10 protein-coding genes are annotated in these 13,501 nt (G+C 62.6%); 5 read left to right on the forward strand and 5 right to left on the reverse strand.

The window, feature by feature from the left end; translation table 11 throughout:
* Window positions 1-20: 20 nt before the first annotated feature.
* The 4 genes from AYM40_RS07700 to AYM40_RS07715 form a co-directional block, all read right to left on the reverse strand.
* The gene (locus AYM40_RS07700; RefSeq protein ID WP_063495696.1) at window positions 21-446 is read right to left on the reverse strand and encodes a VOC family protein; all 426 of its coding nucleotides are present in this window, start codon (window positions 444-446) and stop codon (window positions 21-23) included.
* 126 nt (window positions 447-572) lie between these two features.
* Window positions 573-2,282: an ATP-binding protein gene (locus tag AYM40_RS07705; protein ID WP_063495697.1), complete on the reverse strand. Its 1,710-nt coding sequence runs from the start codon at window positions 2,280-2,282 to the stop codon at window positions 573-575.
* 220 nt (window positions 2,283-2,502) lie between these two features.
* Window positions 2,503-2,748, reverse strand: coding sequence for a response regulator transcription factor (locus AYM40_RS07710; RefSeq protein ID WP_082855002.1), 246 nt, complete (start codon window positions 2,746-2,748; stop codon window positions 2,503-2,505).
* The gene (locus tag AYM40_RS07715) at window positions 2,727-3,467 is read right to left on the reverse strand and encodes a TetR/AcrR family transcriptional regulator (RefSeq protein ID WP_063497901.1); all 741 of its coding nucleotides are present in this window, start codon (window positions 3,465-3,467) and stop codon (window positions 2,727-2,729) included. Before AYM40_RS07715 ends, AYM40_RS07710 begins: the two co-directional genes overlap by 22 nt.
* A gap of 550 nt (window positions 3,468-4,017) precedes the next feature.
* Between AYM40_RS07715 and AYM40_RS07720 the strand changes: the two genes are divergently transcribed.
* Genes AYM40_RS07720 through AYM40_RS07730 form a run of 3 tightly spaced genes read left to right on the forward strand, consistent with a single transcriptional unit; the run spans window position 4,018 to window position 9,718 of the window.
* Entirely contained in the window at window positions 4,018-5,082 is a 1,065-nt protein-coding gene (locus AYM40_RS07720; RefSeq protein WP_236720922.1) for an efflux RND transporter periplasmic adaptor subunit, read from the forward strand.
* A complete protein-coding gene (locus AYM40_RS07725) occupies window positions 5,079-8,252 on the forward strand; it encodes an efflux RND transporter permease subunit (protein ID WP_063495698.1) in 3,174 nt (1,057 codons plus the stop codon). Before AYM40_RS07720 ends, AYM40_RS07725 begins: the two co-directional genes overlap by 4 nt.
* Window positions 8,253-8,254: 2 nt before the next feature.
* Complete coding sequence (locus AYM40_RS07730) at window positions 8,255-9,718, forward strand: efflux transporter outer membrane subunit (protein ID WP_063495699.1); 1,464 nt, start codon at window positions 8,255-8,257, stop codon at window positions 9,716-9,718.
* A gap of 120 nt (window positions 9,719-9,838) precedes the next feature.
* On the opposite strand, the gene AYM40_RS07735 is transcribed toward AYM40_RS07730, so the two are convergent.
* Window positions 9,839-10,594, reverse strand: a complete 756-nt coding sequence (locus AYM40_RS07735) for a TetR/AcrR family transcriptional regulator (protein ID WP_063495700.1) — start codon at window positions 10,592-10,594, stop codon at window positions 9,839-9,841.
* A 164-nt stretch (window positions 10,595-10,758) separates the two neighbouring features.
* Between AYM40_RS07735 and AYM40_RS07740 the strand changes: the two genes are divergently transcribed.
* On the forward strand, window positions 10,759-12,414 hold the full coding sequence (locus tag AYM40_RS07740; protein WP_063497903.1) for a bifunctional 3-(3-hydroxy-phenyl)propionate/3-hydroxycinnamic acid hydroxylase: 1,656 nt from the start codon (window positions 10,759-10,761) through the stop codon (window positions 12,412-12,414).
* A gap of 13 nt (window positions 12,415-12,427) precedes the next feature.
* On the forward strand, window positions 12,428-13,498 hold the full coding sequence (locus AYM40_RS07745) for a VOC family protein (protein WP_063495701.1): 1,071 nt from the start codon (window positions 12,428-12,430) through the stop codon (window positions 13,496-13,498).
* Window positions 13,499-13,501: the final 3 nt, after the last annotated feature.

A 13,501-nucleotide genomic window follows, 5' to 3' on the forward strand; every position in this document is an offset into this window, starting at 1 on the left:
AAACCACCGGCCCGTTACACTCACGGGTGCCGCATCGACGGAGTAATTGTCAGGCCAACCAGCAATCCTTCCGGAGAAAGAAATCGTGTGACCGTCTGCCCCCACGGCTCTTTCTTGTTCTTGACGAGAATTCGATAGCCTCGCGATTCCAGTTCCGCAGTTGCTCCTTCGACATCCTCGACATCAAATTCGAGCCATGCCTGGGGAACGGGCGTGTCGTCCGGCCAGGAATCTTTGCCAAAGCAGGACTGCGCCGCCTGCTCGAGCGGCCATAAGGCAAAACTCTGAACTCCTTTCAGAGCCTCAGTATGCAGATAACCGCCTGACTCCTCCTTGAATGAGATATTGAATGTCTCCCCGTACAAGTTCCGGCCCGCGATTTTATCGCGGACGATTGGTCCAAATCCGGCAACGAACAGGACCTTGATACGCTCAAACTCTTGCATGTGAACGCCTTCTTTGGTTGCAGATGCGGCAGGTAGTGAGGTGCGTTTCTGCCCGTTCAGGCCGACGCCCCCAAGTCCCGCGGATTTTTTGTAGCCCTGAAACTCGCGACAAACGGCGAGCCGACCTTAGACGATGCCCCGCAACGTACCGTTGGCACGATTCGCCAGGATGTACTGCAGCTTATCGAGCGAAAGTGGCTTGGTCAGATGGAAATCGAAGCCGGCCGCCAGTGCCCTCGACTTGTCGGATTCGGATGCATAGCCCGTGAGCGCTACCAGTATGATGTCGTCGAATCCGCGATTCAGGCGAACGGTTCGTGCAACTTCGAAGCCGTCCATTTCCGGCATCCCCACGTCGATGATTGCGACCTCAGGTTGCTTTTCAGACATCAGCCGTATGGCGTCGCGCCCGTTGTCCGACGTTGTTACTTCGTGACCTTCAAGCTCGAGCAAAACGCTCAGCGCTTTGAGCGCATCCTGATTGTCGTCAACGAGCAGGAGACGTGTCGGCTCGGGAGTCGCAGCGGTCGCGCTGGGGGCGACTGCGTCCGTATCCGCTATCGTCGGGGCTATCGGCAAACGAAGAGTCACAACCGTGCCTTTGCCCGAGCCTTCACTTCTGATTGAGATGGTGCCATGGTGCAGTTCGACCATCCGCTTCGCCACCGCGAGCCCGATTCCCAAGCCTCCTTCGGAACGTGCCTGGCCGCGGGCAGACTGCGCGAATAACTCGAAGACGTGTGGCTGGACCGCGCTATCGATGCCCATGCCGTTGTCAGCGACATCAATAACAATCAGCCCGGATGCTTCTTCGCGCGAGTTGTCTGGCTCGACGCGAACGCTGAGTTCGATGGTGCCGCCGACAGGTGTGTATTTCGCTGCGTTCGAAAGGAGGTTACCCAGCACCTGGCTCAGGCGGACATGGTCAGCACACACGAGGATGGGCTCGTCGAGTCCAGTTATTTTGAGTGTGTGCCTGCGGGATGCGATGTGGTGTCTGACGGCTGTCACGGCATCGAACACAATGTCGCTGAGTGACGTGTCGCTGTGCTTGATAGCGAGCTTGCCATGTTTCAGACGGGCGGCGTCGAGCAGGTCATCGACCAGCGTGCGCAAATGTCTCATCTGGCGTTGCGCGATGGTCAGCACTTCGACGGCTCTTTCGTCTTCGGCGCAAAGTCGTTTTGCTGCACTGATGGCGCCATCGATTGGCGTCATTGGATTTCGCAACTCGTGACTGAGCATCGCGATAAATTCGTTATGCCGCCGGTCGCTCTCTTCACCGCTGTCGCGCGCATTGACGATGGTCAACGCCGAGCCGGCGAAAACGGCGAGGTTGGAGAGCAGTCTGACGTCTTCGAGGTCAAATCTGCAATCCTCTGTATGTGACATCACCCATATCGCCCCTAGCCCCGCATTCTCAGCCGTGATTGGAACGACAATTCCTTCCGGTACGTCGACTCCCGGAAACGCAAGGCAAGGGAACTGGGTCTGCGGGTTGACGAATAGTTGCGGTGTCCCCGCCTCCAGGGTCACGGCGCACGGGCACTCGTCCCATGCGGTCGTATGGCCGCGCAGGTCAGCGCAGAGCCCGGCAACCGCGAGCCACCTGAAGACCCGGTTGTCGTCTGGTCCTTCGACAAGACTGATACCAGCGCTACCCGCGCGGCACAGTGCCAGAGCCGTGTCCGCGATGGCTTGCAGAAATTCGGAGCGCGGGCCGGCCTGAGCTTGGGCGAGTGCCACGAGCGCCCGGTTCTCGGCCGCATAATCTGCGGGGCGGGCCGGTCTGCGGGCGAGCTCATCCGTTTGACTGGGCGCGCGATTGCTTTCCATGGCTGACAGAGCGACTGGAGAAATAGAGAAAGTTCGAAGGTCGGGATGCCGGGATGTTGCCAGCTCGACAGACGGGCGCCAGAGCGACGTTCTTCACAGCGGCGAATTTCACATTACGGGAGGGGCGGCACAAAGTCAACGAGGGTTCGTACCTGCTTGCCTGCTGGCAAAGGCGGCCTCGGTCCACGAAGGACCGCGCCCCGAAATTGCTGACGGCGGTCTAACTACGGCGAGTAGAAATTTTTGCTGACTCGATACTGGCTCGGGAGCGCCATTTCCGTTCGCTCCCCGACATCACCGGCATGCGCCAGTCGGCGACCACTATGTCTACAGGGGATTCGATGAACATTGCCAATGCTGACTTGCCGTCGCTCGCCGTCTTCACTTGAAATCCGTCCGCGACACAGTTCGCCGCCCAAGCGGCGAGGGTTTCCGCGTCGTCATCTACCAGCAGTACGCTTGCCATAACGGCAACCGCGCAATCCTCTCCGCCTCCGCGCGCTTGAGCCCAAGTGCCTGTAGCACGACCGCAGCAGCGCGCTCGGCAAAGTTCTGTTCTCCCAGTCCAGATGCCTTCTGCTGCCGGACCGCTGGTGTAACGGAGGCGGAAAAGTGCAACTCAGCGGCGATCGCCGCGAAGATGATGCCTGTAACGGAAATGAGGCACAGGAAGTGGTCCGGGACGACAAAGCGTTTCGCGGAAATGCCACTTTGACTATCGCGCAGCAGTCGCTGACCGAGACCCCAGTTCAGCGCATGTACCGTAAAACCCTCGCGGATCAGGAGTTGTCCCCACACCGGCTCGCGGCGGGCGCGCATCAGCGTATGGCGCACACAGACAGCGACCACTTCGGCCGGGTCAGACAGCCCGCCGGCCATGCGGTCAAGCGTGCCGGCGAACTCCTCGAACACCCACTCGACGAGCGCGGCGAAGATTCCTTCCTTCGACTCGAAATGGTTGTAGAAGGAGCCGAAACCGACATCGGCGGCTTCGGTGATGTCCTTGATGGCCACTGAACCCATCCCTTTCTCGGCCATTAGCCTGAGCGCAGCGTCGAGCAGGCGGGTCCGAGTCTCCCGCTTGCGGCGGGCGCCGCGCGGCTGGCGCCCGTCGGTCGCCTCGGCCGGATCTGGCAGCTTTTGTGTGCGCTGCCGGGTTGCACGGGAGTTCGGGGTATCAGGCATCTCGGTTCCAGATTTCTGTAGCGTCGTATTGTAGATTTTTACGTCATGATTGACAAGTTCATCAGTTATGGGATGTAATGTCACTGTTGCGAACGGATCAGCGAGCGCATGGACAGACCAATTGAGTTGCGACGGTGCCTGGAACAGGGCGTTGCAGCGCTGAAGATGAGTCGTCCACTGCCGTTCCGATCCGCCAGCGCCGGGCTCGGGGCGAAGATCTGTTTGACGCTTGTCCTCTAGCTGTTCCGTGGGGAGTGGCCGCGTGCGATGACGAAGTACGAAGAGTTGCAAGCGGTTTGTATCAGGCGCAGCGAGTAGGAATACTAAGTTGTAGGCATGCCGGATCGAGTATTCGCGCACTTCGCAAAGCATGCTGCAAGACACACCGTGTCTTCCGATGCCTCGCCCATTTTATTGCTGGACCATCACCTGCCTTGTGAACATCGTGAAACTTTCCGGTCTTAAAACGCAGACGCTTGCGCGTCCCTTCCTGCCGTCCGTCGTCCGGCCATCCCTCCGAGGACGTCTTCTGATTGCGGCTTGCGGCGCAATGCTGCTAGCGGCCTGCCACCAGCGCGAAACCGTTGCTCCCGAGCCCAAGCCGGTCGTCGCCATCGCGGTGCATCCCGATGGGCGCACGGCGAGCGCCTCGCTGCCGGCTCAGGTACAGGCGCGGTACTCCACGCCTGTTTCGTTCAGGGTCGCAGGCAAGGTCACCGAACGGCGCGTGCGCATCGGCGATACCGTCAAGGCGGGGCAGGCCGTTGCGCTGCTCGACCCTACCGATCTGCGCAATAACCTGGCCAACGCGCGAGCGCAGCTCGACGCCGCCGAACATCGTCTCGTGTACGCCAAACAACAGCTCGATCGCGACCGCGCTCAGGCGCAGGCAAACCTGATCGCGACGGCGCAGCTGGAGCAGACCCAGGACGCCTACGCTTCCGCCCTCGCGCAGCGCGATTCGGCGCTTGCCCAAATGGCGCTCGCCACGGATCACCTGCGCTACGCCACGCTAACGGCAGACCACGACGGCGTCATCACGTCGGAGGACGCCGACACCGGCCAGAACGTTCAGGCAGATCAAGCCGTCTATCACCTCGACTGGACGGGAGACGTGGATGTTGTCTGCGACGCGCCCGAGCGGACGCTTGGCGCATTGACCGTCGGCGGCAATGCGCGCGTGAGCCTGTCCGCGCTGCCCGGTAAGACGTTTGAGGCGCGCGTGCGCGAGGTGTCGCCCGTCGCCGACCCGCAAAGCCGCACCTGGCGAGTGAAGCTCACGCTGGCCGCGCCAAGCCCCGAAGTTCGCCTCGGCATGACGGCCAATGTCACGTTCGATGACGTCAGTGACGCGCCAACGGCGCGTCCGTTCGCGCTGCCTGTGACGGCGCTCTTTCATAAAGGCGAGGACCCGGCAGTGTGGGTGGTGCGCGCCGGCAGCGACACCCTTGAGCTGCGCCCTGTCAGCATCACGCGCTACGACGAGCGCACGGTCTCCGTCACCGGCGGCCTGCACGACGGCGACCGCGTCGTGATGCAGGGGGTGCACGCAGTGAGCGCAGACCAACACGTGCAGGTGGTGGCACCGGTGCATCCCGAGGATTTTTCGTCATGAACGCACGCGACCGCAAAACCGGGCGTGACAGCGCGCCCGTCACCCCGTCCGACGCCGAGGCACATGGCGAAGGCGGCTTCAATCTCTCCGCGTGGGCGTTGCGCCATCAGCAGCTCGTGATCTTTCTGATCGGGCTTGCAACCCTGTTCGGCGTGATCGGGTATACGCAGCTTGCCCAGTCGGAAGACCCGCCGTTCACGTTCCGGACCATGGTCGTCAAGACTTACTGGCCGGGGGCGACTGCCCGCGAGGTACAGGAACAGATCACGGACCGGATTGGTCGTCAGTTGCAGGCCGCGCCGTACGTCGACAACATCAAGAGTTACTCGCGGCCCGGCGAGTCGATGATCTTCTTCGCAATGAAAGACTCGGCCCCGGTCAAGGATGTCCCAGAGACCTGGTACCAGGTGCGCAAGAAAGTGGGCGACATCGCGGCGACGCTGCCCAAGGGGACGGTCGGACCGTTTTTCAACGACGAGTTCGGTGACGTCTACACAAACATCTATGCGCTTGAAGGCGACGGCTTTACGCCTGCGCAACTGCACGACTACGCGGACCAGTTGCGCGCGATCCTGCTGCGCGTGCCCGGCGTCGCCAAGGTCGACTACTTTGGCGACCCGGACCAGCACATCTTCGTCGAGATATCGAATGCAGAACTGACGGGGCTCTCTATCACGCCGCAGCAGCTCGCCCAGGCAATCGACGCACAAAATACCGTTGCGCCCGTGGGCGCCATTACGACGGCGGACGACCGGGTGTTCGTGCGACCGAGCGGCGCGTTCAAGGACGTGCAGGCGCTCGCCGACACGCTCATCACCGTGAACAAACGTACGTTCCGGCTCGGTGACATCGCGAAGATCACGCGCGGCTACGACGATCCGCCCGTCACCCAGATGCGGGTCGGCGGACAGGCGGTCCTCGGGATCGGCGTCACAATGCAAAAGGGCGGCGACGTGATCAGCCTCGGCAAGGCGCTTGACGCGAAAACCGCCGAACTGCAGGCCGCCATGCCGGCGGGACTCAAGCTGGCTGCCGTCTCGAGCATGCCTCACGCGGTCAAGCATTCAGTGGACGAGTTCGTCAGGTCGGTCGCCGAAGCGGTAGCAATCGTGCTGGTCGTGAGCCTCGTTTCGCTCGGCCTGCGCACCGGCATGGTCGTCGTGATCTCGATTCCGATCGTGCTCGCCGTGACGGCGCTGTGCATGCATGTGTTCAATATCGGGCTGGACCAGGTCTCCCTTGGCACGCTCGTGCTCGCGCTGGGGCTGCTCGTCGACGACGCGATTATCGCCGTCGAAACGATGGCCGTGAAGCTCGAGCAGGGGTGGACTCGCACGCGCGCGGCGGCCTTTGCCTACACGAGCACGGCATTCCCTATGCTGACCGGCACGCTCGTGACGGTATCGGGCTTCCTGCCGATCGCACTCGCGAAATCGAGTACGGGCGAATACACGCGCTCGATCTTCGAAGTGTCGGCCATAGCGCTGATCGTATCGTGGTTCGCGGCCGTCGTGCTGGTCCCCTTGCTGGGCTTCCACATGCTGCCCGAGCATAAGAGCCACGAGAGTGGCGGGCACCATCACGAGCACGATGTTTACAACACCGGCTTCTACCGGCGCCTGTCGGGGTGGGTCTCGTGGTGTATCGAGCGTCGCTGGGTCGTGCTTGGTGTCACTGCCGCGCTCTTTGCGATCGCGATGGCGGCCTTCACGCGCGTGCCGCAACAGTTCTTCCCAAACTCGGAGCGGCCGGAGCTGCTCGCGGACCTGCGACTGCCGGAAGGCGCTTCGTTCGAGGCGACGCTGCGTGAAGCGAAGCGCCTGGAAAAGGCGCTCGACGGCAATCCCGGGATCGACCACTTCGTCGACTTTGTGGGCACCGGAGCACCGCGCTTTTACCTGCCGCTCGACCAGCAGCTTCAGCAGCCCAACTTTGCGCAGTTCGTGATCACGGCAAAAAGCGTCGAAAACCGCGAAGAGTTGATGCGCTGGCTCGATGCCAAACTCGGGAGAGAGTTCTCCGGCGTGCGCACGCGTGTGGCGCGGCTCGAGAACGGTCCGCCCGTGGGTTTCCCGATCAAGTTCCGGGTGAGCGGCAACGATATTGCAACCGTGCGCTCCATTGCTGAAACGGTCGCCGGGAAGGTCCGTGCCGACTCCCGCACACGCAATGTGCAGTTCGACTGGGACGAGCCGGCGGAACGGTCGATCTCGTTCGAGATCGATCAGAGCAGGGCGCGCCAGCTTGGCGTCACGTCGGAGGACGTATCGAACTTCCTGGCCATGACGCTTTCGGGGTACACGGTCACGCAGTACCGTGAGGGGGACAAGCTGATCAACGTCGATCTGCGCGCGCCGAAGAGCGAGCGTGTTGATCCCGCGCAGCTCACGAGCCTCGCGATTCCGACGCCGAACGGCCCGGTTCCGCTCGGTTCCCTCGGACACGTTCGGGACACGCTCGAGTACGGCGTGATCTGGCAGCGCGACCGGCAGCCGACGATCACCGTGCAGGCTGACATTCGGGGCGACGCGCAGGGCATCGACGTGACCCGCGATATCGAGGACGCGCTCGCCGGGGAACAAGCGAGACTGCCGGTCGGTTATCGCATCGAAGTAGGCGGCGCGGTCGAAGAAAGCGTGAAAGGCCAGACCTCGATCAACGCCGAGATGCCGCTCATGATTATCGCCGTGCTGACGTTGCTCATGATCCAGCTCAAGAGCTTCCTGCGGACGTTTATCGTCGTGCTGACAGCACCGCTCGGGCTGATCGGCGTCGTGGCCGCGCTGCTCCTGTTCGGCAAGCCCTTTGGTTTCGTCGCGTTGCTCGGCGTGATTGCCATGTTCGGCATCATTATGCGCAACTCCGTGATTCTGGTCGACCAGATCGACCAGGACATCGCGGCGGGGCATGGGCGCTTCGACGCGATTATCGGTGCAACCGTGCGGCGCTTCAGGCCAATCATACTGACGGCCGCAGCCGCCGTGCTCGCCTTGATTCCGCTGTTGCGTTCAGCGTTCTTCGGGCCCATGGCGACCGCGCTGATGGGGGGTATCACGATCGCCACGGGACTGACCATTTTCTTTCTGCCGGCGCTCTATGCGACGTGTTTCAGGATCCGGCGCGATGAGCGCGGGATGCAACCGGTTGTCGTCGAGCATACGGAGATCTGATCATGAAGCTTGCCCATAAGACATCCGCTCTCGCAGTCGCTACGGCGCTCGCGCTGACGGCCTGCTCGTTCGGCCCCAGCGGCGAGCCGCCGGCTGTGCCTTCGCCCGAGCACTACGGGGCGCAGGCGCAGCCCTCGAAGACTGTTGCCGCAGGCGGTATTGCGCAGCAATTCGATATCGGCTCGACGGCCGTTCCGCAATGGTGGCGGCTTTACCGGTCCGCCGTGCTCGATGCACTCGTCGACGAAGGCTTGCGCAACAGCCCGACGCTTGCAGGTGCGCAGCGAACGCTCGCGGCCGCGCAAGAGGGACTGCGCGCGCAGGTCGGCTCATCCACGCTGCCGTCAGTCGACGGTGCCGCCCAGGTTGAACGCGCGCGGTCACCCGTCGTGCCGGGCCTCGGCCCTGAGCAGGTGCAGTACAACTTTTTCGCCGGGCAGATTCAGGCGCACTACACATTCGACTTCTTCGGCCAGACGCGCTACGCAAACGCGGCGGCTGCCGCTCGCGTGAACGTGCAGGGGTATGAGCTGGAAGCAGCCCGGCGCGCGCTCGCCGCCAACATCGTCGGCACGGCGATCAATGCGGCGGCGCTCGATCGTCAGATCGCGCTCACCGAACGGCTCGTCGCTGTGGCGAGCGAAACCGCAAACGAGGATCGGCAACGGTACGCGCTCGGGTCCATTTCGCACGTGCAGGCGCTCAATTCGACGCAGGACGCAGATTCGATCGCGGCGAGCCTTCCGGCCTTGCGCCAGCAGCGCACCTCAACGGTCCACGCGCTGGCGGTACTGATGGGCCGGACGCCGGATGACGCACCGACCGTTCCCGACCTCGACAGCCTGTCGTTGCCTGACCATGTACCCGTCGTCGTGCCGTCGGACCTGCTGCGTTCGCGTCCGGACATTCAGGCCGCCGACGCCACCGTGAAAGCGGCCGCGGCCGACGTTGGCGCGGCGACCGCGCAACTCTTTCCGAGCCTGTCACTGACGGCCTCGATGGGCCGCGGCGGCTTTAGCTGGCCCGCGATGCTCTCAGGCGCGGGCGGGCTCTGGGCAATCGGTGCGGGCCTGTCGCAGCCGCTCTTCCACGGTGGGGCGTTGTTCGCACAACGCAGAGCCTCGATCGATACCTACGATGCGGCGGTTCTGCATTACAAGTCGACGGTCCTGTCGGCATTCCAGGATGTCGCGGATTCGCTTGCCGCACTGGACAACGACGCGCAGACGCTGGCATCAACCGAAAGAGCGGCACAGACAGCCCGTACGGCATTCGACGAAACGGCGTCGCGCGCCCGTCTGGGTTCCCTGCCGTCAACGGCACAGCATGCCAGCGAGCAGCGATTTCTCAATGCAGAGCTTAGCGCCGTCCGCGCCGGGAGCCAGCGCATGAGCGATACCGCCGCACTCTTCCAGGCGATGGGCGAATTGCCGGACGATCAGCCGCACGTGACGTCAAGAGAATGAACCTGATTCCTTGAGGTCGGGGAGAGCGTCGCGATGAATCGGTTCGCTCTCCAAAGCACCTTTGCTCATCGTACCAGGTCGGTGACCCTAATCCAGTAACGTGCCTTGTCGTCGTCGGCCTCATTCGTCATCGACTTCCGCCTCGACGAGTGGCAACTCTCGCATTGCAATCTTCTCCGCCTCCGCGCGCTTGAGCCCGAGTGTTTGCAGAAGCGTCGCTGCTGTGCGCTCGGCGAAGTGCTCTCCGCTGAAGCCAAGCTCGTCGAGCAGCTGCGCCGCCAGCGCGCCCGGCGCGACGAAATTCAGCTCGGCGGCAACTGCCGCGAGTACCGTACCGCCCACCGAAAGAAAGCCGATGAAGGGGTCGGCGACCACAAAGCGCCTGGCGGCGATGCCATTTCCGATATCCCGCAGCAGCCGCTGACCCAGGCCGCGGCTCAGGACGCGCGCTGAAAACCCTTCGCGTATCAGGAAGCGTCCCCATACCGGATCGCGCCGTGCACGCATCAGGGTATGGCGAACCGAGACGGCGATCACTTCAGCGGGGTCGGACAGGCCCCTGGTGAGGCGATCCAGCATGTCGGCAAATTCCTCGAACACGTTGTCCACAAGCGTCGCGTAGATGGCTTCCTTCGACTCGAAGTGGTTGTAGAACGAGCCGAAGCCGACGTCGGCGGCCTCGGTGATTTCGTTGATGGCTACGCCTTCCATGCCCTTTTCGGCCATCAGCGTGAGGGCGGCGTCGAGCAGGCGGGCGCGCGTCTCGCGCTTGCGACGGGCGCCGCGCGGCTCGCGTTCTTCGGAAACGGCAACCGGGGAGACTGGTGCCGCACGGGTAGGACGCTTTGCTGTCGGGCGATTTGAAGTGTTCGGCATGATCGGTCCAGTTTTGGCCACACCGAAGTATAGATGCTATTGTCTATGTTGACAAAACACTCAATTATGACTTTAATGTCATTAACGGCAGCCCAGCGCCGGTCTAACAAACGACATACGGAGTGACTGTGGAGACAGCAGCAACAGATGGTCCCGCGCCGTGCATCCAGCATGGCGAGAGTGATGCGCCGACCGGGGAATTTCCGCCAGCCGTAGATGTTTTGTTGGTGGGTTATGGACCGGTGGGTGCAACGATTGCCAATCTGTTGGCACGGCAGGGTGTGAGCGTGATGGTTGTCGACAGGTCGACTGAAATATTCATGGCGCCCCGTGCGATCGCGCTCGATAACGAAGCGCTGCGCATCCTTCAGCTTGCCGGCGTTGCGGAGAGCGAATTCGAGACGATTGCCATACCGTATGTCCACATGAGGTCACCCATGCTGGGCCTGTTCGGCAGGGTGAATTCGCTGGGCAGCCTGGACGGCCATCCGAAGCTCGTCACCTTCTACCAGCCAGACCTGGAGCGGTGCCTGCGCGCCCGGCTCGAGAGATACGACTGTGCGCATGTCGCGCTGGGGGTCGAGCTCAAGAGCTACACGGAGGACCGGGATCATGTGCTCGCATCGTTAGATATTGGACAGGGGCGCATTCGTGTAGTCCGCGCCCGCTATCTGGTCGGCGCGGACGGGGCGAGTTCATTGGTACGCCAGCTCATCGGGCAGGAATTCAAGGGCAAGACGTTCGGCGAGGACTGGCTGATCGTCGACGCCCGTCACGTACCGCGTCCGATCGATCACATCGAGTTCATCTGCGATCACCGTCGGCCGATCCCGCATATGGTCGCGCCTGGCGGCCGTGAACGCTGGGAATTCATGCTGCGGCCTGGCGAGCGTCGCGAGGAGATGGAATCCGAGGCGCGTATCCGGGAATTGCTGTCCCCATGGGGCAATGTCGAAGACATGATCATCGAGCGCAAGGCCGTGTATCGCTTCCATGCGCGCGCTGTCGATGCATTCAGCAAGGGCCGGGTGTTCCTGGCGGGCGACGCGGCCCACATCACGCCTCCCTTCGTCGGGCAAGGGTTGGTCGCAGGTCTTCGGGACGCAGCCAACCTTTGCTGGAAGCTCGCATGGGTGGTGAAAGGACGTGCCGACCCAAGGATTCTCGATACCTATGACCAGGAGCGGCGCCCCCACGCGAAGGCGATGATCAACCTGGCGAAGTTCATGGCCAAGCTCGTCATGCCCCGAAGTGGTGTCGTCGCACTATTGACTCACGGGCTGATGCGTCTGTCGAGACTGGTGCCGCGCCTGCGCGTGCAATTCGAAGAACTGCAGATCAAGCCGAAGAATGCGTTCCGCGACGGGCTGTTCGTCAAGGGTCGCTCTTCGACGAAGCTTGTTCGTGGCGCGGTCATCGCGCAAGGCTGGGTGAGAGGTTCGGATGGCTCCACGCGTCTGAGCGACGACGTGCTCGGGCAGGGCCTCACGCTGATCGGGTTTGGCGTGGATGCGGCGGCTGCGCTCGAGCACGTGACGGCCGCAACGTTTGCGCGTGCCGGCGGCCGCGTTGTCCAGATTGCACATCGGGGGCAACGGCTGCATCTTGCCCCGCGCGATAGCTGGGAAGACCTCGAAGGCGTATTTCTTCCCGGGCTGGTGCCCGCCGGGTGGGCTGCCGTAGTCCGGCCCGACAAGACAATCGTCCACGACGGCCCGGCCACCGAAGCAAACCGTATCGTGCGCGAGAGTCTTGCCTTGCTGGGTAGTCCCGTGAGCGCGCCGACACCGGAAGTCGAATCCGCTATTCGAACCGCCTGATTTCTTATCCGTTATGAACCTGACCACTGCACAGCCGGCTCGCCACCCCGATCCCACGACGAAAGCGTCGGCATTAGCCTATCTGATATTCGACCGGCAGGACCTCGGGAAAGCCGAGCAGTTTCTCAATGATTTCGGGCTACTGACCGTATCGCGCAGTGAAGCGCTATTGCTTCTGCGGGGAACCGGCGCTTCGCATTTCTGCTATGTCGTCCGAAAGGCGCCGAAATCCCGGTTCGTTGGTTTCGGGCTACAGGTCGACAACAGGGCCGATCTTGATGCACTTGCAAAAGTGCCTGGCGCCTCCGAGGTCGAGCGGTCGCCCTTGCCCGGCGGCGGCTATTCCGTACGGTTGACCGACCCCTCCGGCTTTCGCGTCGATGCAATATGCGGCCAGGCGCCAGTTTCGACGCTATCCCACCGGCCGCCATTGCCGTTCAACTCCGTGGATGCGGCCGTCCGGATTAACGGGACGCAGCGACCGCCCGAGTGCGCGCCCGAAGTTATCCGGCTCGGGCATGTCGTGCTCGAACTCGCCGATTATCAGGAAACGTGCGCATGGTATACGCAGCATTTCGGCTTCATCCCGAGCGATGTGCAGGTGCTTCCCGATGGCTCACCCGTCGTCGCGTTCATGCGGCTCGATCTGGGTGACAAGCCGGCCGATCACCATACCCTCGCTCTTGCGCAAGGCTTCCTGCCTACCTACAGCCATAGCGCCTACGAAGTCGTTGACGCCGATGCGGTCGGCATGGGCCAGCGCGTCCTGCGCGAGAAGGGCTGGACGCACGCATGGGGGATCGGCCGCCATATTCTGGGCAGTCAGATCTTCGACTACTGGCAAGACCCGTGTGGCGACAAGCATGAGCACTATTGCGACGGTGATCTCTTTACGGCTGATGCGCCGACCGGTGTCCATGCCGTGAGCCGTGAGGCGATGGCGCAATGGGGACCGACAATGCCGCGCAGCTTCACAAAGCCCAAATTCACGCCCGTGAGCATCGTGACGCTCTTCAGGAACCTGCGCCGCAGCCCCGATCTGACGCTGAGCAAGCTGCGGACGCTGGCAAAGCTTTTTGCCTGAACC

The sequence above is a fragment of the Paraburkholderia phytofirmans OLGA172 genome (genome assembly GCF_001634365.1).
GTDB lineage: Bacteria > Pseudomonadota > Gammaproteobacteria > Burkholderiales > Burkholderiaceae > Paraburkholderia.

Bases quoted from the DNA above. Each gene is read 5' to 3' on its own strand.
- AYM40_RS07700 (WP_063495696.1), bottom strand. From the start codon at position 446: ATGCAAGAGTTTGAGCGTATCAAGGTCCTGTTCGTTGCCGGATTTGGA.
- AYM40_RS07705 (WP_063495697.1), bottom strand. From the start codon at position 2,282: ATGGAAAGCAATCGCGCGCCCAGTCAAACGGATGAGCTCGCCCGCAGA.
- AYM40_RS07710 (WP_082855002.1), bottom strand. From the start codon at position 2,748: ATGGCAAGCGTACTGCTGGTAGATGACGACGCGGAAACCCTCGCCGCT.
- AYM40_RS07715 (WP_063497901.1), bottom strand. From the start codon at position 3,467: ATGCCTGATACCCCGAACTCCCGTGCAACCCGGCAGCGCACACAAAAG.
- AYM40_RS07720 (WP_236720922.1), top strand. From the start codon at position 4,018: ATGCTGCTAGCGGCCTGCCACCAGCGCGAAACCGTTGCTCCCGAGCCC.
- AYM40_RS07725 (WP_063495698.1), top strand. From the start codon at position 5,079: ATGAACGCACGCGACCGCAAAACCGGGCGTGACAGCGCGCCCGTCACC.
- AYM40_RS07730 (WP_063495699.1), top strand. From the start codon at position 8,255: ATGAAGCTTGCCCATAAGACATCCGCTCTCGCAGTCGCTACGGCGCTC.
- AYM40_RS07735 (WP_063495700.1), bottom strand. From the start codon at position 10,594: ATGCCGAACACTTCAAATCGCCCGACAGCAAAGCGTCCTACCCGTGCG.
- AYM40_RS07745 (WP_063495701.1), top strand. From the start codon at position 12,428: ATGAACCTGACCACTGCACAGCCGGCTCGCCACCCCGATCCCACGACG.